Annotated in this window: 15 protein-coding genes and 1 tRNA gene; 7 read left to right on the top strand and 9 right to left on the bottom strand. The window is 63.8% G+C overall.

The features are described 5' to 3' along the window. Positions 1–3: 3 nt before the first annotated feature. Both AB4059_RS13235 and yeiP read left to right on the top strand, forming a co-directional pair. Positions 4–774, top strand: coding sequence for an SDR family NAD(P)-dependent oxidoreductase (locus AB4059_RS13235; RefSeq protein WP_498979481.1), 771 nt, complete (start codon positions 4–6; stop codon positions 772–774). 4 nt (positions 775–778) lie between these two features. Next, the gene (gene yeiP / locus AB4059_RS13230) at positions 779–1,345 is read left to right on the top strand and encodes an elongation factor P-like protein YeiP (RefSeq protein ID WP_498979480.1); all 567 of its coding nucleotides are present in this window, start codon (positions 779–781) and stop codon (positions 1,343–1,345) included. Between the two features lie 3 nt (positions 1,346–1,348). On the opposite strand, the gene AB4059_RS13225 is transcribed toward yeiP, so the two are convergent. Then, entirely contained in the window at positions 1,349–1,903 is a 555-nt protein-coding gene (locus tag AB4059_RS13225; protein WP_498979479.1) for an NUDIX hydrolase, read from the bottom strand. Between the two features lie 150 nt (positions 1,904–2,053). On the opposite strand from AB4059_RS13225, the gene AB4059_RS13220 reads away from it, so the two are divergent. The 4 genes from AB4059_RS13220 to mtnC all read left to right on the top strand — a co-directional run bounded on the left by AB4059_RS13220 (position 2,054) and on the right by mtnC (position 5,567). Further along, positions 2,054–3,604 carry an amino acid permease gene (locus tag AB4059_RS13220; protein ID WP_498979478.1) on the top strand — a complete coding sequence of 517 codons (1,551 nt, stop codon included), beginning with the start codon at positions 2,054–2,056 and terminating at the stop codon, positions 3,602–3,604. 75 nt (positions 3,605–3,679) lie between these two features. Continuing rightward, the gene (locus AB4059_RS13215) at positions 3,680–4,318 is read left to right on the top strand and encodes a methylthioribulose 1-phosphate dehydratase (protein WP_498979477.1); all 639 of its coding nucleotides are present in this window, start codon (positions 3,680–3,682) and stop codon (positions 4,316–4,318) included. Beyond that, entirely contained in the window at positions 4,315–4,875 is a 561-nt protein-coding gene (locus AB4059_RS13210; RefSeq protein ID WP_498979476.1) for a 1,2-dihydroxy-3-keto-5-methylthiopentene dioxygenase, read from the top strand. Before AB4059_RS13215 ends, AB4059_RS13210 begins: the two co-directional genes overlap by 4 nt. Further along, positions 4,875–5,567, top strand: coding sequence for an acireductone synthase (mtnC, locus tag AB4059_RS13205; protein ID WP_498979475.1), 693 nt, complete (start codon positions 4,875–4,877; stop codon positions 5,565–5,567). Before AB4059_RS13210 ends, mtnC begins: the two co-directional genes overlap by 1 nt. Here mtnC and AB4059_RS13200 read toward each other — a convergent pair. The 3 genes from AB4059_RS13200 to hisS are packed head-to-tail and all read right to left on the bottom strand — an operon-like array spanning position 5,564 to position 10,069. Beyond that, positions 5,564–6,820 carry a calcineurin-like phosphoesterase C-terminal domain-containing protein gene (locus tag AB4059_RS13200; RefSeq protein WP_498979474.1) on the bottom strand — a complete coding sequence of 419 codons (1,257 nt, stop codon included), beginning with the start codon at positions 6,818–6,820 and terminating at the stop codon, positions 5,564–5,566. The two genes, mtnC and AB4059_RS13200, sit on opposite strands and share 4 nt — an antisense overlap. Position 6,821: 1 nt before the next feature. Beyond that, positions 6,822–8,705, bottom strand: coding sequence for an HAL/PAL/TAL family ammonia-lyase (locus tag AB4059_RS13195; protein ID WP_498979473.1), 1,884 nt, complete (start codon positions 8,703–8,705; stop codon positions 6,822–6,824). Next, positions 8,702–10,069, bottom strand: coding sequence for a histidine--tRNA ligase (gene hisS, locus AB4059_RS13190; RefSeq protein WP_498979472.1), 1,368 nt, complete (start codon positions 10,067–10,069; stop codon positions 8,702–8,704). Before hisS ends, AB4059_RS13195 begins: the two co-directional genes overlap by 4 nt. 168 nt (positions 10,070–10,237) lie before the next feature. On the opposite strand from hisS, the gene AB4059_RS13185 reads away from it, so the two are divergent. Further along, positions 10,238–10,314, top strand: a tRNA-Pro gene (locus AB4059_RS13185). Between the two features lie 377 nt (positions 10,315–10,691). Here the strand turns inward: AB4059_RS13185 and AB4059_RS13180 are convergent. The 5 genes from AB4059_RS13180 to AB4059_RS13160 all read right to left on the bottom strand — a co-directional run bounded on the left by AB4059_RS13180 (position 10,692) and on the right by AB4059_RS13160 (position 19,422). After that, positions 10,692–11,393 (bottom strand): recombinase family protein, encoded by a 702-nt coding sequence (locus AB4059_RS13180; protein WP_498979471.1) that lies wholly within the window; start codon positions 11,391–11,393, stop codon positions 10,692–10,694. 263 nt (positions 11,394–11,656) lie between these two features. Beyond that, a complete protein-coding gene (locus AB4059_RS13175; protein WP_498979469.1) occupies positions 11,657–11,932 on the bottom strand; it encodes a hypothetical protein in 276 nt (91 codons plus the stop codon). Next, positions 11,919–15,347: an RHS repeat domain-containing protein gene (locus tag AB4059_RS13170; protein WP_498979468.1), complete on the bottom strand. Its 3,429-nt coding sequence runs from the start codon at positions 15,345–15,347 to the stop codon at positions 11,919–11,921. The genes AB4059_RS13175 and AB4059_RS13170 overlap by 14 nt, the downstream gene beginning before the upstream one ends. A gap of 99 nt (positions 15,348–15,446) precedes the next feature. Continuing rightward, positions 15,447–18,152 carry a hypothetical protein gene (locus AB4059_RS13165; RefSeq protein ID WP_498979466.1) on the bottom strand — a complete coding sequence of 902 codons (2,706 nt, stop codon included), beginning with the start codon at positions 18,150–18,152 and terminating at the stop codon, positions 15,447–15,449. A gap of 193 nt (positions 18,153–18,345) precedes the next feature. Continuing rightward, the gene (locus AB4059_RS13160; RefSeq protein WP_498979465.1) at positions 18,346–19,422 is read right to left on the bottom strand and encodes a site-specific integrase; all 1,077 of its coding nucleotides are present in this window, start codon (positions 19,420–19,422) and stop codon (positions 18,346–18,348) included. Positions 19,423–19,477: the final 55 nt, after the last annotated feature.

Below are 19,477 nucleotides of genomic sequence, written 5' to 3'. Positions count from 1 at the left end.
CCCATGCAACTGTCCTCCACCCGCGCCATCGTCACCGGCGGCGTCTCCGGCCTGGGCTTCGCGGTCGCGCAGCACCTGGTCGCCCACGGCGCGAAGGTCGCGCTGTTCGACGTCAACGAAGAAAAGGGCGCGGCCGCCGTCGCGCAACTGGGCGCCGCGAACGCGATCTTCTTCAAGACCGACGTCAGCGACGAAGCGGGCGTGGTCGCCAACGTCGCCGCCGCCAAGGACTTCCTCGGTGGTTTGAATGTCGCGATCAACTGCGCCGGCATCCTCGGCGCGGGCCGCGTGCTTGGCAAGGAAGCGCCGATGCCGCTGTCGCAGTTCTCCACCACCGTGATGGTGAACCTGGTCGGCAGCTTCAACGTGGCCAAGGCCGCGGCCAACCTGATGCAGCACAACGAGCCGGGCACCGACGGCGAGCGCGGCGTGATCATCAACACCGCGTCGGTCGCCGCCTACGAAGGCCAGATTGGCCAGGCCGCGTATTCGGCGTCGAAGGGCGGCGTGGTCGGCATGACCCTGCCGATGGCGCGCGAACTGGCCCGCTTCGGCATCCGCGTGATGACCATCGCCCCGGGCATCTTCTGGACGCCGATGGTCGACGGCATGCCGGAAAACGTGCAGCAATCGCTCGCCGCATCGATCCCCTTCCCTTCGCGCCTGGGCAAGCCGGACGAATTCGCCGACCTGGTCGCCTACATCCTCGGCAACACCTACCTCAATGGCGAGACCATCCGCCTGGACGGCGCCACGCGCCTCGCACCGAAGTGATCCCATGAAGGCTTACGACATCAAGAAAGGCAACGTCGTCGAACACAACGGCGGCGTTTACCAGGTGCGCGACATCGAACGCAGCTCGCCGCAGGGCCGCGGCGGCAACGTGCGTTTCCGATTCGTCATGTACAGCATCCCCGGCGCCAACAAGCTCGATGCGAGTTTCGACGGCGACGACGACCTGCGCGAAGTCGACATGAGCCGCCGCCAGGCGACGTACTCGTACAAGGACGGCGATGCCTTCGTGTTCCTCGACGACGAGGACTACACGCCGTACACGCTCGATGCCGACGCCATCGGCGATGCGGCCGGTTACATCGTCGACGACCTCACGGGCATTTACGTGCAGCTGATCGACGACGCGCCGGTGGCCATCCAGCTGCCGCAGAGCGTGGCGATGGAAGTGATCGAAACCCCGCCCGAACTCAAGGGCGGCACGGCGACCAAGCGCCCGAAGCCGGCGAAGCTGACCACCGGCATCGAGATCATGGTTCCCGAATACATCGGCACCGGCGAGAAGGTCTGGGTCAACACCACGACCGGCGAATTCGGCGGCCGCGCCGAATAAGCGTCAGCGCGACAGCCACTTCGAAGCCATCCGCCGCACCGACGGATCCATGGCTTCGTCGTCCGGCAGCGACGCAATCGCTCGCCATGCCAGCGCGTGCGATTCGTCGCTGACGACGAAGGCTTCGTTTTCTCCCGCATGCACGATGAAGCGCACGTCGTAGTGGATGTGCGCCGGCACGCCCTTGTGCTCCGGAATTTCGTGCGCATCCAGATCGAAGATGCCCGCCTCGACGGTCAGGCCCGTCAGCCCCGACTCCTCTTCGGCTTCGGTCAGGGCCACGCGCGCGAAATCGCGATCGCCGTCGGCGTGCCCACCCAGTTGCAACCAGCGATCGAGCTTGCGGTGGTGCGTCATCAGCACGCGTTCGCCCGCACGGTCGACCAGCCAGGCCGAGGCGGTGAAGTGGCCAGCCAGCCGTTCGCGGCGGAAGGGATCCTCCGCGTCGTCCAGCAGTTCGAGGAATCGGTCGACGGTCGCCGATTCAGCCAGCCAACGTCGGCGATAGTCGGCCAACGCTCGGCGCGCCGCTTCGGCGGCGTTCGGGTCCATGGACATGGGGCGGTTTCTTGCGGGGAAGGGGCGGATTATCACCGCCCCCGAATGTTACTTGTGCCACCGCGCCGCCGCGGGGTATGTTCGCCGGCGGCCCACGCCCGTCTTCACGGCACCCGTGGGGTCATCTAATCGCTCTCCGGGGAGAACCAAATGCTGTTCTGGCGTGTCAAGCCTCTGGATTTAATCCTGAAGACGGCCGAGAAGAAGGCGCTCAAGCGCCAGCTCGGCGCCTTCCAGCTGACGATGCTCGGCATCGGCGCAATCATCGGCACCGGCATCTTCGTGCTGACCGCCGAAGCGGCGCAGAAGGCCGGCCCCGGCATGATGTTGTCGTTCGTGATCGCAGGCTTCGTCTGCGCGGTCGCGGCGCTGTGCTACGCCGAACTCGCGGCGATGGTGCCCGTCTCCGGTTCGGCCTACACCTATTCCTACGCGGTCCTCGGCGAGTTCGTCGCCTGGCTCGTGGGCTGGGCCCTCATCCTCGAATATGCGGTGGCAGCCAGCGCAGTGTCGGTCGGATGGTCCGGCTACCTGGTCGGCCTGCTCAAACATTCGTTCCTGCACATCGAGATCCCGGCCGCGCTGGCGACCGGCCCGTACGCGGGCGGCGTCATCAACCTGCCGGCGGTCTTCATCGGCCTGCTGGTCACCGTGCTGCTGATCCGCGGCACCAAGGAAAGCGCGGTGGTCAACGCCTTCCTGGTGACGGTCAAGGTGCTCGCGCTGGCCGCGTTCATCGCCCTGGCGATCCCGGTGATGAAGGACAGCAACTTCCACCCGTTCACCCCGCTGGGCAATGCCGGCATCGTGGGTGCGGCCGCTTCGATCTTCTTCGCGTACGTGGGCTTCGACGCGGTGTCCACCGCCGCCGAGGAAACCAAGAATCCGCAGCGCAACATCCCGATCGGCCTGATCGCTTCGCTGATCGTGTGCACGATCTTCTATCTGCTGGTGGCGGCCGGTGCGATCGGTTCCTACGGCGCGCAGCCGGTGTTCGCCGCCGACGGCTCGCCGCTCTCGCCCGGTTCGATGGAACTGGCCGCCCGCTGCAGGGAGCTCGCCACGGGCGAGAACATGCCGCTGGTGTGCTCCAGCGAAGCGCTGGCGCACGTGCTGCGCATGATCGGCCACCCGATGGTCGGCAACCTGCTCGGCCTGGCCGCGTTCATCGCGCTGCCTTCGGTCATCCTGATGATGATCTACGGCCAGACGCGCATCTTCTTCACCATGTCGCGCGACGGCCTGCTGCCGCCGATCCTGAGCAAGGTGCATCCGCGCTACAACACCCCGCACGTCGTGACGATGATGACGGGCCTGGGCGTGATGGTCGCCGCCGCGTTCCTGCCGGTGGGCAAGCTCGCCGACATCTCGAACTCGGGCACGCTGTTCGCGTTCCTGGTCGTGTCGCTGGCGGTGATGATGCTCCGCCGCAGCGACCCGACCCGCCACCGTCCGTTCCGCACGCCGCTGGTGTGGGTGATCGCGCCGATGTCGGTCATCGGCTGCGTGGTGCTGTTCCTGTACCTGCCGCGCGACGCCAAGCTCGTCTTCCCGATCTGGGCGGCGATCGGCCTGTTCTTCTATTACATCTATGGCTACCGCAAGAGCCACATGCGCCCGGGCAATGCGCCGGTGGACGACGACGCCCCGGTGCTCCCGGCCGCGCCGGTCTTCCATGAAGGCCCGGAGCCGGGCCCGTAAGGCCCAGCGACAAGCGATACACGGAACGGCGCGGGCAACCGCGCCGTTTCCTTTGGGGCGGGTAAACTCCCCCGCATGAACGCCCCCCTCCCCTTCGACCGCGAAGCACTGCGCCGCGCGGCCGGCGAAATCATCGCCAACGTCACGCAGCTCGCCGCGCGCGGCTGGACGCCGGCGACCAGCAGCAATTTCTCGCGCCGCATCGATGCGCAGCACGCCGCCATCACCGTCTCCGGACGCGACAAGGGCCACCTGACCGAAGACGACATCATGGTCGTCGACCTCGAGGGCCAGCCGGTCGCCACCGACCAGCGCTCCTCCGCCGAAACGCTGCTGCACACCCAGCTTTACAAGCGCTTCCCGGAGATCGGCTGCGTGCTGCACACGCACTCGCAGAACCAGACGATCGCCTCGCGCCTGTTCGCCGGCAAGGGGCAGCTGCGACTGGACGGTTACGAATTGCTCAAGGCCTTCCGCGGCAACGACACGCACGAAACCGAAGTCGTCGTGCCCGTGCTGCCGAACTCGCAGGACATGCATACGCTCGCCGCGCAGGTCGATGCCCTGCTCGACCGCCGCCCGATGTGGGGCTATCTCATCGACGGGCACGGCCTCTACGCGTGGGGCACCGACATGGCCGAAGCGCGCCGCCACCTGGAAGCCTTCGAATTCCTGATCGGCTGCGAACTGGAACTGAGGAAACTGCAACGATGAGCCGCCTGCGCATCTTCGAAGAAGAACATCCCGACCAGCCGGTCGTCGTCGCGCGCACGCTCGAAGAGATCGCGCGCGAACTCAAGCCGATCAACGTGTCGTTCGAACGTTGGGAAGCCACGCAACCGGTGAAGGCCGGCGACGCGCCCGAAGCGATCCTCGCCGCCTACAAGGCCGACATCGATCGCCTGGTCTCCGAGCGCGGCTTCCGCACGGTCGACGTGGTGAGCATCGCGCCCGACAATCCCAACCGCGCGGAAATGCGCAAGAAGTTCCTCGACGAACACTTCCACAAGGAAGACGAGGTGCGCTTCTTCGTCGATGGCTCAGGGCTGTTCACGTTGCATGTCGACGGGCGCGTCTACGAATTGCTGTGCGAAGCCGGCGACCTGGTCGCCGTCCCCGATGGCATGACGCACTGGTTCGACATGGGGCCCGAACCGCAATTCGTCGCGATCCGCTTCTTCACCGAGCCGGACGGTTGGGTCGGGCATTTCACGGGCGCCGACATCGCCACGCGTTTCCCGCGCTACGAGCCCGGGCAGGCGCGCGAGTGATGACCACGCGCATCCTCACCGACATCGAAGGCACCACCAGCAGCATTTCCTTCGTGCGCGACGTGTTGTTCCCGTATGCGCGTCGTGCGCTGCCGGGCTTCGTGCGCGAACACGGCAAGGATCCCGAAGTGCGGCGCTGGCTCGACCAGGTCGCGATGGAAAACGGCGGCGTGTGCAGCGACGAGATGATCGTGGAAACGCTGCAGGGCTGGATCGACGAAGACCGCAAGCACACCGCGCTCAAGGCGCTGCAGGGCATGGTGTGGGACGCCGGTTACCGCAATGCGGACTTCACCGCGCCGCTGTATCCCGACGTCGCGCCGGCCCTGCGTGCGTGGCGCGATGCGGGGCATCCGCTGGCCGTGTATTCGTCGGGCTCGGTCCCCGCGCAGAAGTTGTTGTTCGGGCACACCGATGCGGGCGATCTGACCGGGATGTTCACCGTCTGGTTCGACACCGCGGTCGGGCACAAGCGCGACGCGGACAGCTATCGCCGCATCGCGGCCGAGTACGGCGGGAACGCGGGCGACATCGTCTTCCTGTCGGATATCGTCGAAGAACTCGATGCGGCACGCGATGCGGGCATGCGCACGGTGTTGCTGGATCGCCGCGAGGATTACCCCTCGCCGCGCACCGGCGAGGCGACGCATGGCCACGCGCGCGTGGAATCGTTCGCGGAGATCGCGCTCTAGCGCTCGTCGAGGCGGTAGGTGGTTTTCGCGCGCGTCTCGCCGCGCCACGTATCGAACGCACGCACTTCGACCACGTGCTCGCCGGCATCGAGCTTGGTCGGCAACGCGCCGCGCCACAGATGCGTCGAGGGTGTCGCTTCCGGCGAACGATCGAACCCACGCAAGCGGTCGGCCGTATCGTCGCGCACGTTTTCTTCGACCAGGCGCGGATCGGGCTGCGCCACGTGCTGCATCGGCATCCAGTCGCCATCGTCCACGCGATACTCCACGCGCGTGCCGGCGTGTCCCATGTAGACGTTCGCGTACACGCCCCACGCCGGCCACGCCCCGCGACGCAGCACCTTCGGCGCATGCAGCGCGATCTGCGTGTCGGCCGGGTCGCGCGCCGGATGCCAAGCGAGCGTGTAGCTGCCGTCGCCCTGCACGTCCATCGTCGCGAAACCATTCGGTGTGCCGTCGCTCATCGTCGCGTCGGGAATGCCCTGCGCATCCGGCGCGCCCGACCAGAACGCGCCGCAGGCCGCACCGACGTTGTATTCGTGCAAGGGTTGCGCGCCCTGCCACCCGTCTTTCGCATCGTGGAAGAAGTGCTGCTGGTTGTGCGTGTGTGCGCTGAGCAACAGCACGTGCGGGAAGGGACGCAGCAATTCGAACAGGCGCTTGCGATCGGCCGAACGGAAGCTTTCGATCCCTTCGACCGTCGAAGTCTCGAAGAACGGGATGTGCGCGGCGAACACCAGGAGTTTGTCGCGCGGCAGATCGCGCAACCAGCCTTCGAGCTGCCTGAACTGATCCTCCCGCAGACCGCCGACATAACCGGGCGTCTTCCCCGGCAATGCGATCACATCATCGAGCACGATGACATTCGCCGAAGCGAACTTGCGCAGGTAGGTATCCGCGCCGAAGGCCTTGTGCCACTGGCCCAGCGCCGATGCGTCCGATTCGGCGCCGGCATCCATGTCGTGGTTGCCGGGCGCGAACAGCACGGGAGTGCCGAGGCGCTTCATCGCCCCTTGGATGCCCGGGTACAACGCGGGCGCATCGTTGGCGATGTCGCCGAGGACGATCGTCGCGGCGCTCCCCTGCGCCATGGGAGCCGCCGGATCGACGATGTCGCGCCTGAAGTAATCGATGTCCGTTTCCGACTTCGGCTGCGGATCGCCGAAGACGAGGAAGCGTTGCGGTTGCGCGGCGTGCGACGGCGCCAGCAACACCGTCGCCAACACCGCCGTGCACCACAGGCTCGCGCGCATGTCAGTCGTTCAGGGCTGCACGCGCGGCATCGAGCACGACGTTCTCCGCCACCAGCCGCACCGCCATCGCGACATCGCCGTCGAGCGCGCGGTCGCGCGCCATCGGCTCGATGCGCGTGCGGATCGCGGCATGCGCCGCTTCCACCGCGCGGCCCGGGCGGAAATCGGCCGCCTGCGCGAGTTCCGCGCGCAGCCCATCGACTTCCGCGAGGAAACGTGCGCGCTCGGCCGCGTCCTTCGGCGGGCCGCCCTGCACTTTTGCCGCGAAGCCTTCGGCATCCGCGCGATCGGCGAGCGAACGCGCGGCGTTGATCATGTCGCGGCGCAGATCCAGCGCCTGCGCGGCGGTCATCAGTTCCAGCCCCAGCACCTTGGCCAGGTCGGCGACCATCGCGAGCACGTGGCGCGCTTCGTTCGCGCCCATCGACACATGGTCTTCGGCATTGGCGCTGGTCGGGATCGAATACACCGATGCCGGCATCGCGCGGCTCGCCAGGTCGTTGACGATGGCCGCGGCGGTGTACTGCACGATCATCAGCCCGGATTCGGTACCGTCCTCGTTGCCGATGAGGAAGGCCGGCAGGCCGTCGTTGGTCGCCGGGTCGAGCAGCTTGTTGAGGCGGCGCTCGCTGATCGAAGCGAGCACCGGGATCGCGGCCTTGACGTAACTCATCGCCAGCGCGAGCGGCATGCCGTGGAAGTGGCCGGCGGAGATCACCTGCTCCTCGACGTGTTCGGCCTGCGCATCAGGGAAAACCAGCGGATTGTCGGTGACCGAATTGAGCTCGACGTCGAACACGCGCTTGGCCTGCTCCACAGCGTCGCGCACGGCGCCATGCACCTGCGGAATGCAGCGCAGCGAATAACTGTCCTGCGGCTGATGCTTCTTGCCGCCGCGGAACGGGCGGAAACGTGTGTAGAACTTCTCGCGGCCGTGGCGCGCGGTGAACGGCACCCAGTTCCAGGCGATATCGAACGCATGCGCGTGCGACGCCTCGTCGTCCCACGCATCGGGCGCCCACGTGCAGAACTTCGGCACGAGGTGATACGGGATGTCGGAGAGCGTCGAACCTTCGAGCAACTGGCGCAGATGCGTCGCCACGTGCACCTGGCCCGGATGCGGGCGCAGCGCGTGCACTTGTTCGGCGAAAGCACCCAGGCGACCGGCGAAGGCATCGATCGTCATCGCCGCGGCGATGTCGGCCGTGTCGAGCAATTCTTCCAGGCGCTGCAGGGCGAGCGCACCGCACGCGAGCATCTGCGCCGTGCCGTTGTTGAGCGCGAGCCCTTCCTTGTACGAGAGCGTCACCGGATGCAGGCCCTTGCGCCGCAGCGCCTCGCCACCGGACACGCGTTCGCCGTCGACGAAGGCTTCGCCGCCGCCGATCAACACGATGGCTAGGTGCGACAGCGGTGCGAGGTCGCCGGACGCGCCGACCGAACCCAGCTGCGGCACGACGGGCACGACCCCCGCATTGAGCAGCGCGGCCAGGGCCTGCAGCGTCTCGACGCGGATGCCCGAATGCCCGCGCAGCAGCGTGTTGATGCGGATGCACAACATCGCGCGCACCACTTCGCGCGGGAAGGGTTCGCCGACGCATACCGCGTGCGTGACGATGAGGTTGTTCTGCAGTTCGCGATGCAGCGAGCGACCGGCATCGGCCTCGCGCACCGGATGGCCGCCGAGCAGCTTGTCGGCATTACTGCCGAAACCCGTCGACACGCCATAGATCGGTTCTTCGCGCGACACCTGCTCGGCGAGGAATTCCGACGCGCGAGCGACGGCCTTCAGCGAATCGACGTCGAGTTCCACGATCGCGCCGTGCGCGACTTCCACCAACATGCGTTGCGACAGCGAGCGGCCATCGAGGCGAACGGGTCTCATCGGATGGTCTCCTGCAACTTTGCCGGCAAGTCTGCTTCGGCGAGCTCGAATTGGTCGCCGCTGCGCATGTCCTTCACCGCGACCACGCCGCGGGCGATTTCCTCTTCGCCGCGGATGGCGACGAAGCGGATGCCGGCGCGATCGGCGTATTGCAACTGCTTGGCGAGCTTGCGCGGCTCCAGTTGGGTTTCCACGTTCAACCCCGCGCCGCGCAGGCGCTGCGAAAGCGCGAGCGCATCGGGCAACTGCGCGTCGTCCATCAACGAGACGAGCACGTCGACCGAGCTCGCCGCCGTCGACACCAGCCCGGCCTTCTGCAATTGGTAGAACAGGCGCGTCAGGCCGATCGAAATGCCGACGCCCGGCAACTTCGACTTGGTGTAGTGGCTGGCGAGATTGTCGTAGCGACCGCCCGAACAGATCGAACCGATCTGCGGGTGCGCGTCGAGGAAGGTCTCGTAGACGATGCCCGTGTAGTAATCCAGGCCGCGTGCGATCGAGAGATTCAAGGCGTAGCGGTGTTCGGGAACGCCGAGGGCCTGGAGTTGCGCGAGGATCGCGCGCAGTTCGGCGCGGCCTTCCTCGAACAGCGCCGTTCCCTGCGGAAAGGCATCGAGTTTCGCCAACGCATCGGCATGCCCGGTCGAACGCACCTGCGAGAACGCCATCAGCGCATCGACCACTGCCTGCGCCAACCCGTAACCCTCGCCCAGCAGCGTGGCGCGCACCGCATCGGGGCCGCGCTTGTCGAGCTTGTCCAGTTCGCGCAGCACGCCGGTCTGCTGCTCGCCATCGCCGATGCCCAGGCCTTCGAAATAGCCGCGCAACAACTTGCGATGGTTGAAGTGGATGGTGAAGTCGCCGATGGCCAGGTGTTCGAACACCGACGCGATGACCGCCGGGATCTCCGCATCGAAGCGCGGCGACAGCGAATCCTTGCCGATCACGTCGATGTCGCACTGGTAGAACTCGCGGTAGCGCCCGCTCTGGGCGCGTTCGCCGCGATAGACGCGCTGCATCTGGTACCGGCGGAAGGGGAAGGCGAGGTCGTGTTCATGTTCGGCCACGTAGCGCGCCAGCGGGACCGTGAGGTCGAAGCGCAGCGCCAGCTCCGGCCGCCCTTCCTTGCCTGCGTTGTCGAGCGCGCCGGTGGACTGGACGAAGTAGACCTGCCGCTCGGTGTCGCCGCCGGATTTGGTCAGCAGCACGTCCGAGAGCTCCATCACCGGGGTTTCCACCGGCAGGAAGCCGAACTGCTCGAAGGTCCGGCGGATCGTGTCCAGCATGCGCTGGAAGGCGATCTGGTCGCGCGGCAGCAGTTCCATGACGCCCGATGGCGTGCGGGGCTTGATCGGCGTGCTCAAAGCGGGCTCCAGGGGTCGAAGGAGGCCGGCACCGGGCAATCCGCCGCGGCCGGCCGCAAGCCGCATAGTCTAGCGGCTGGGCGCCACGCCCCTCGACCACCGCATATCCGCAGCATCCAAGGCTTGCCTCGACCTCGGGCGCCCCGCTAGAATTCGCGGCTCGGCTGTCGGGGTGTAGCTCAGTCTGGTAGAGCGCTACGTTCGGGACGTAGAGGTCGCAGGTTCGAATCCTGTCTCCCCGACCAATTAAATCAAGCCGTTAGCAAAAGCCGCCGAAAGGCGGTTTTTTGTTGGTCAGCACTTGGTCAGCAAAACGCGGTTCCGCTGCCAATTTTCGCGCTCCGCGCCCATTGCTCTGGCTTAGTTTTTCCCGTCGCGTCGCTCGGCGGGACGTTTGATTTCCTCCGATTGTTTTTCTATTCGTCTCTAGATTAGGCGGGCTACACTCAGGCGCGACCGAGACGAGGCGGCGTTTTCCTTATTGCCGCGGGAGCTCGCACCAGACTACTGATCTGCGCTGTTACCAATGGCGGCCTTTTACAGCGTCGGAAAACGCCCGACCGTCGGACCGTCTGACCTGACCAGTCGTACAAGCCCGTCCGACTTGGGTAGCAGGACCAGTTCAGAACGCGGGCAACGTCGGCCTCGCGCAGCCACGTCTCACGAAGAGACCGAATCTATGACGCACGAGGGCCACGTCGAGCTGGTCGCCAGGTTCCAACAAGACGCGATCTGTCTGGATGGACTTCAACTCGTGGCGCTTGAGGCGGCCCTTCACTTCGCCATCCTCGGACACCAACACGCGCTGGAGCGCGAAATCTGGCATTCCGCCCATGTGGTAGCCGCGACGGGCAAGTAAGCACTTTCCCGCGTGAACCTTGCGACCAAGCTCACGGCTGAACTCCGCCGCCATCGCGCGCTTCACGCTCTTAATGACAACCGACATCGGCCCAGGCACATCCCCGAATGGCTCGGCGCAGTACACAACCTCCACGCCTGCCCGCCTGCATACGAATTCGTAGTACGCACTCTCGTCGACATCTTGAAAACGCCCCCACCGGCTCACATCGAATGCGATGACTGCCTTGAAGCGACGCACGGGGCTGTGAACGTCTGCTAGCAGTTCCTGCAGCGCAGGGCGCTCTGCCAACGTGAGACCGCTCCTACCACTGTCCTCGTACGTACGCACGACCTCCATACCGTGTTGCTCGGCGTATTTCGCAATTGCCTCGGCTTGGTTCGTCGTGGAATACCGCTGGTGCTCCGTGGACATACGCAAATATTGCGCGACGGGTATAGGTCGCTGAGTCGATGACGTGCCCACGGCCCGACGCTATCGCGTATCGAAGAAAACTGAAATGACCCGAGATGGGCCTTGGAATGCAGCGCGACTTAGCGCGTGCTAGTGCGTTTTTAGGCGCTGTTCGCGAGCTGCGTTTGCGTCTCCGAAATGCGCGTCACGGCTTTGAAGCATTGGCCAGAAACGAACATTTCAGAACAGACGGCGCTCGATGGCGGCGTGCTACGCCCCGGTACAGAAATATCCATTCTGTTGCCTCTCTCGCTTTGGACGGCGGGCAACCCGGATCACCGCCACCATGCCGACAAAAGAATGAGCACGAGTCCCAAATGAAACAGCATCGTCGCCACAAAATAGAGAATGAACACGACCCGATGTCTATGCTCGATCCCGCCACCTGCCAGCGTAAGCAGGCGGAAATGAAGAAGGTCGCTGTAATAGATGCGTCGTGGGGATCCGGCCTTCTCGAACACTCCGGCCTCCTTGAGCGCGTCGATGACGCGCCCACGCAGCACCACGGACACCAGCCCAAAGAACAGCGTCATCAAGCTAATGAGTGCCATCTTCGACTTCCATTGCCTCAACTTCGAGCGCGTTAATTGTAACGGTCGGCAGCACGATGATCGGGTTGCTGTCCACTAATTGCTGGCTGACGCTAACGCCGAAAGCGCCTGGCCCAACGTTGATGCCCCAAGTACCGTCCGTACCCGATTCGTACGAAAATGTAAAAGCGGGTGTGACCACGTTTGTAACCATTGCCGTCCCGCCCGGCTGCCCGTTAGTCAGGCCAACTTGCCAACCCAAGTCGGCCGAGAGCCCGCCTGCCCACTGCATCGAGTCGGACTGGCCGGCCGTCGAGGCGGACCCTCCAAATATGTTGATCATCGCCGCCTTCTGCTCGTAGACGGTCACGGGTTGATTCGCGGCAAGCGGAATATGGACACCAACTGAGCCTTGCACCGAACCGCTACTGAAGTATGGGACACCGCCCGCAAGGCTGCCCCCGACTGAAGCCGTCAACGCAAGGGTCGACGACGGCGTGGCTTGGCGATGCACGATGTCGGCCGCATCCTGCGGAGTGCGGGGCAAGACTGTGGGCGTGCCAGCGGGTATTTGGAACGGATTCTGACCGCGACCATCTGGGTCGACGTTGTTGTAAGGACTGTTGCCGGCGTACCAGTAACGATTGAATCCTGCACCGGTCGCCTTGTCCGCCGCAATCGGATCGATGGACAGGAACGCGCCGATGCTTGGGTCGTAGTACCTCTGCTGCATGTACGTCAGCCCCGTCTTCTCATCCATGACGTGCCCAGTGAAACCAGGCGCATCCGTGAAGACGCCATCCAGTGGCGAGCCGTACGGCTCGTAGTCCTTGCGTGAAACCAACGTGCCGGCCGCGTTGGTGGTCGCGACCGGGCTGCGAAGCGCATCTGTATGCAGGTATTCGATCGTCGCGGCGCCGCCACCGATTGGCAGCAAGCGCTTGGCGATCAGGCTCCGTCCCAAATACACGTAGCCGATTGCCTGACCACGACGATTCGAGAATTGATACCGCAATACGCCGTTCTGATCGTATTGCGAGCGCAAGATCGTCGCATTGTCGGCGGACTTCCACGAGAAGACGCGACGCCGGTTGCCGTCGTATCGATACTCTTCGATCTCGTCGCTACCATATCGCACCGTCATCAACCGGTTGCCGATGTCGAACTCATAGTGCGTGCCGTTCTTGTTGGTCCGGTTGCCCTGCGGATCGTAGTCCATGCCTACGACGCTGGCGCCGTCTGAATCGCGCACGTTGGTGAGGTGATTACTGCCGTCGTACCAGTACGTTTGATCGCGGCCCGGCGCCCTCACAAAAATGAGGTTGTCCACACTATCGTATCCGTAGCGTGCACCTCCGGCACCGAACATCGGCGAATCCACCTCGATAAGGCGATCGAGATCGTCGTAGGTCATGTCGCGATTACCGTATCCCGAGCGCGCGGCATCCGTGATCGCGATGACATTGCCGAGCGTATCGTAGTCGTAGGTGTCGTCGAGGATCACCGTCGTGCCAATATCGCGGCTGCGCTCCGGCAAGCCGCGCATGTTCTGCGCCATTGTGTGGACGATGCCGTTGCCGTAGGTGAACTGACGCAGAGCGCCGTTCGCAAAGAAACTGACATTTGATGCATACGTCGCGTACTGACTCGAAACGCTGGTCGGCTGACCCAACGCGTTTGGCGAATTGTCGATCATCTCGCCGTCAGGCTGAAGGACGCGCGCCAGGTTGCCATTTCGGTCTGGAAAGTAACTCAGCCCCCATGTACTACCGTCAGGTTGCGACACCGTCTCGCCGATGGCCAATCTGCGCCTGTTGTAGGCATACGTATTGACCACCGTTACCCCGGGGTTCTGCGCCTCGACCCGGCTGGGCAAACCATCTTTTTCGTACTGCCATGACTGATCACCGATACCGTCCGGGAACTGCATCGTCTTCAAGCGGTTTAGCGCGTCGTAAGTGCGGTGCACGACGCGTCCGGACGCCTGCGCGACAGCCTCGTCAGACGCGCAGTTAGTGGCTGCTGTCAACGGCAGGCCCGTCGCGCTCCAATCGACATTGCCACTTGAATCGTAGTGGAACAAAGTTGCGCCCGACTCTGGCTCGATCACTTTGCAGACCCGCTGGTGGGCGTCGTAGACGTAGCGTCTCACCAAACTGACATTGGCCGGTGGCGGGGAGGGAGGCGTAACCGTGATGAGAGAGGCGCCCGTCGTCGTCATTCCGCCCATATTGTCGATAGCACGGGCGGTGATGGCATGGCTGCCGACCTTCGCGGCCCACGTCACCGAGTACGGCGCCGAGTTGTCCTCTCCGACTTCTACGCCATCGACCAAGAATTCCACGCGCTGGATGCTGCCATCGACGTCGCTCGCAGTCGCTGTCATCGGCACTGCCGAGCCAGCGGATACGCTGGCTCCGCTTGCCGGCGACGTCAATGCGACACTCGGCAGATTGTTCGTACCAGTCACAATCACGGCGTCGCTCGCAACGCTTGCGCCGCCGTCGTCGTAAGCCTTCGCAACAACGGAATGCGTGCCCATTACGACGGTCCATACGGCCGAATACGGCGCGGTCGTGTCCTGCGCGAAGAGTGCACCATCGACCCAGAACTCCACCCGTTGGACGATGCCATCGCTGTCGTTTGCAGATGCCGAGAACGCCATCGCACTTAAGGTCGGCTGTGTTGCGCCATTCACCGGCGCGGTGAGTGCGACGGTCGGAGGCGTGTTGGGCGGCGGCAGAACATTGAAAGTGACCGCCGCCGTGGAAGTCATCGTCGAGCCCGCAAAAGCTTTGGCGACGATAGTGTGAGAACCGAGGGTTGCAGTCCACGTAGCCTGATAGATGGGATATGCATCCTGGGCTACCAGAACACCATCGATCCAGAACTCGACGCGTTCAACTCCGTTGAAAAAGTCCGCGTCCGCGGTCAACCAGACCGTCGACCCCACTGTGTACGTCGCGCCGTTTGCGGGCTCGGTCAGGGATACCGATTGCGTTGCATCAGAGTAGACGTTGATGACCACGTTTGGCGTCGTTGCACCGAACCACGTGGTTCCGCTCAACGTACGCCATTGGAAGTTGTAGGCGCCAGGCGTCGACGGCGCGACGATGGTTAGAGGAAAGTTGCCGACCTGGTTCGCACCGGTAGTTGCAGAGACGTTGGCGCGGTTGACGCCCCAGACCAGGTTGTCCTGCGGATTCTGGGATCCGATCTGAATCGCAGTGCTCCATGACCCGAATGCCGCCGTGTTCCTCATCTGCACCAGGGCCGAGTAAGTTCGACCCACTACCATGCGTGTGGGCACACTTTGCCCGACGAATTGGGAGTTCTTCATCTGCGCTCGCGCAGGTTGCGAGCCCAGAGCCAGGAACAGTGAAATGGCAATTATCGCCAGCAACTTCCCCAGCACCGACGAGTTTCCCGAGTCCATTCCAGTTCGCATGCTCATCCCCTGGGCGCCGCGAGAGCGCCATGATGAAGTCGCCACTTCCTATTGGCCGGACGCCCCCGCGACCGGATTCACTTCGCTTCAGCCGCCCGTGCCCGACCGCGTCAGCGCCGTCTCGTTTCCAAAGATGTCGCGCGTGATCGTCGTCATGACACCCTCGGGTTGCGCGATGACCAACGGCTTGTCATAGGCCGAGCCATCCAAGGAGAAGAACGTCGTGGTGGTTTGTTTCTGCCGCGCGTTCGTTACCATCGTCTTGAAACCCGCCTGATATTCGGTCGTCGTCGCAAGGCGCCCGACGTCGGAATCCTGCTCAGTTCGCACAACGCGTCCCAGCGCGTCGTAGAAGGTGTAAGTCCCCTTCAGCGCCGGGTCTGTATACGCACCCAGGCTCGCAACGGGGTACGACTCGAACGCGAGCCTCCCAGCGATGTCGTACCGCCTGATGACATAGCTCGCGGTCGCGATTTTCGTCGCGGCAGTCGTGTTGTCGTAACGCTCTTCGACGACTGGGCGCCACTGTGCGTCGAAATGCACGTTCGTCACGGCCTTGTCCAAGGTCGAGGTCTGGATCCAATGGTTCGGCGGCAATCCAAATGCCGCGGCGCCAGGCCCGAAGGTGATGACACGCTTGTTCCAATCAGATGTGCTACAGGAATTGGCTGCGCTTTCAGTGGGATAGGTTACCCCTGACAGTCGGCCCATCGCGTCGCGGTCAAAGCATTGCTTGGAGCCGGTCTCGTCGATGACCCACGCTACCGAACCATCGTTGTTGATTTCGGTCGTCTGTTGGGCACCCGCGGGCGCTTCGTCAGTGACGGGATAGTGGATAAGGCGCGGCTGTCCGCGATACCAGTTGCCGTAGGTGGTGACGAATCCGCGCGCGTCAGTCGTGCTTGCGATCGTGCCGCGCAGCCCACTGGCAAGGCTTGAGGACAAATCGTAGGAAAGTAGTTGCTGTAGTAGTCCTGGCTCCGCGGGCGTGCCCGGGCCGTAGGTCTTCCACCGCATTCCGTTACTGTCGTATTCGACGCGCGAGAGTACGACGTTCGGCGAAACGCTTGTTGTCGTGACTGATGCCACCTGCCCGAGGATCCATTTCGATGGATTATCGTAGTAGGCTGTCACGTCCGTCCGCGCCAAGCCTTGCGATGTCGACAGGGTTTGGCTCGTCGGCCGACCGAGTGCGTCGCGGGCGTTGACCGTGCTTGTGAAATTCACACCGTCGCGCGTTGTTGTCGTTTGGTTCTCAACGCGCTCGTGAAAGGCAAAGTAGTTGTCGCCGGCAAGTATCCAGAATCCACCGACGGCAGGCAGGAAGGCGTGTGACGAAACACGGGATTCCAGGATCGACGCACTCGTGGCACCTCGGTCAACTCGGAGAATCGCTCCGTCATTGTCGTGATACTTGTTGCCGACGGTGAAGCGTCTGTAGCCGTCCGGACCAGTCACCTCGACGGTGCGGGTGGTCGGCGCGTTCGCCGCGCACGGCTGGGAAGGCTGGAAACCGGTGCCAGCCCACACGTAGCAGTCGTTCGGCGGGCCATATGTCATCGTCCATGTTTGCGTCGCAATCCCGGGGCCGGAGACGGTTTTCGAGTACACCGCGATCCCTTCCTGCACCTTCGGCGTATAAATGCACCATGCGCCTCCTGCTATGCCGTGGTATGGCACGTATGAGACGCCGCGCAACAGCCCGGCGAGCCTGTAGGTCGCCACCGCGCCCGACGGATGTTCGATAGTCAGGTATCGCTCACCGCTGTAGCGAGGCACCCACGCGTAGTCGCAATCCTGCTGGTTCCTACTGATTCCAACTCCGCTGAACGAGGCGCGCCAAACACTCAGGTCCGGGTAAGTCACCTTAAGACCGCTGGTGTAGTCGTAGGTCCATGTACGCGTACCGTCACTGACAGTGGAGAGACGGTCGAGCGCGTCGTACACGAGCGTCAGCTGACGGCCGTCGTTGGACTGGATCGACGTGAGCAACTTCCCGTTGTAGGTGTACGTCACCCAGTTGCCGAACCGATCCTCCACGCGCGAAGGCAGCATGCGGAATTCGTTGCGCGCCAAGTAGGCCATTCCGCCCTGCCAGGCGGGCTTCTTAATACTTGTCGCTGACTCCCACACCACGAGGCGATCGAACCAATACTTGGTGCCGTCCGGCGAACGAGCGAGGAACCCCTCTCCTGCAGCGCCATTGGACGTCGCTCCTAGGCAAGAGACGTACCAGTGCGACTGGGTGACCCACCGATAGACGTCACCATCGGAAGGCCCCTGCCCCGAACTCGGATTCACGGCCTGCAGCAACTGAGGGCCACTACTCGGCAGATTGAGGTAAACGCCGTGCCAGTATTCCTCCGGGAAGAAGCGATCAGGCTTTCCGGCCGACTGACCGACCTCGGGCGCCTGACCGTAGGTGCAACGCGCATTCGGGTCTTGCGTGTTGTCCCCCTGCCAACCGCTGATCTTTCGATATAGGCCGCTCAGATAAGGGATGTCGTAATCAGTCCACTGCAACATTCGCACGCCATCGTCCGAGGCATGGAAAGTGCGCTGGAGCGAAACGGGCAGCCCATTGTTGCCCGGCAGACTCACATCGGTGACCTTGATTGTTAGCCCACCAGAGCCGTAGTCGATGTTGTCGCCGAACAAGTCACTATCGAGCGGCGAAACTTTGCCGGCGCCGATGGTCTGGGTGTCGTAGTCATCCGTAACGGTGCGATCCTCTTGCGCCATCGCCGTCGAGCTCAGCGCCACGCACAACAGCGCCACGATCCATCGCGACATACGACGTTCCCCTTGAGTTGTCCCCGGTGCGACACTCGCGGGCATATGAAAGCCCTGTCAACTCATCGCTTTGCCGTTGCCGAATGCACGGCGAAAAGCTGTCTACATGCGGGCGCTACGCCACCGAAAGCGGGCAGACGCACGCCTACTTTCGGTAGACGCGCCACCGAAAGACACGCCCTTTGGCAACGAGTCATTGGTGCGCCGCACTAGAAACCAGTCGCCCGGCACCTGGTTTCGACACGCCGTTTCGACCTTCACGGGTGGGGGATCGCGGACCAGTTGGATAACCTGTTCTAAGTCGTGACATCGACGTGCTAGTGAGCGTCATGGTGACAGGCCCGGCCAGGGCTTCTGAATTGAGTGGCAGATGCCGCGCCCTACCCGACTTCGCCGAGGTCGCGCGAACCGTTAGCACCTTCGCGGAGAGGTTGATGTCCTCCCTGTTCAGTGAAGTCAGCTCGCCCCGCCGCATCCCAGTGTTGAGCGCGAGCAGCGTCATGGGCATCAGGTGATCCGAGTAGCCTCCTGGGGCGGCTTTTAAGGCGGGCTTTCCTCGTTCCGCCCTCCACTTCGCGCCACTGACGCGGCGGGCCTGAAACCGCCTCTCACGCGCGTCCAATGCCTTCCGGAGCGCGGCTTCCTCTTTGGTCGTCAGGTAGCGGACCCGTTCTTCGATTCCCCGCTTGATTCGTTTAACCCCTCGCAACGGGTTCTCGGCGAGTAAGCCCCACTCGACGGCCTGGGACAACGCCGCCTTGAGCCGGTCCATATCCCGATTCACGGTCGAGGGATGCGTGCCCGCGCTTAGCCTTTTGGCTTTGAAGTCGTCGAAGTCTGCGCGGGTGACTCCAGCCAACGGACGGTCGACCAAGAAACCAAATTGGGCATTGATGGCGGCCAGCGTCTCGGCCCCCGCCTTGTTGACTGCCAGAAGGTGGGGTCCATAGCGTCGGGTGACGAACTCGCCGAACGTCGAGGCCTTCCCGAGCCCACCCTCCACGGTGGCCAGCGGCGCCCCGTGCTCCTCGGTCTCACCAAGGGCGCGAAGGGCCGCCGACCTCGCGCCTTCCAACGTCATTGCGCCATGCGTGCCAAGGACGACTGCCTTATTCCGCCCCCAGTGCAGTTCGTAGGCCTTTCGCCCGGTTGGCCGGACCCGCAGGGCCAGACCGGGCACCTTGGCGTCCCAGACGCGAAACGAGCTGGATTTGGGCTTGATCCCATCCACCAGGAGTTTGGTAAGGACTTGGCGCCGGACTACGGGCATGGCCGCTGGTCAGCAAGTGGTCAACAAATCCGAGCATGGCAGCGAATGCGGGCGG

The sequence above is a fragment of the Lysobacter sp. 2RAF19 genome (assembly GCF_052115395.1).
Classification (GTDB): Bacteria; Pseudomonadota; Gammaproteobacteria; order Xanthomonadales; family Xanthomonadaceae; genus Noviluteimonas.
The sequence above is the reverse complement of the archived record's forward strand: the minus strand, read 5'-3'. Positions and strand labels throughout refer to the sequence as shown.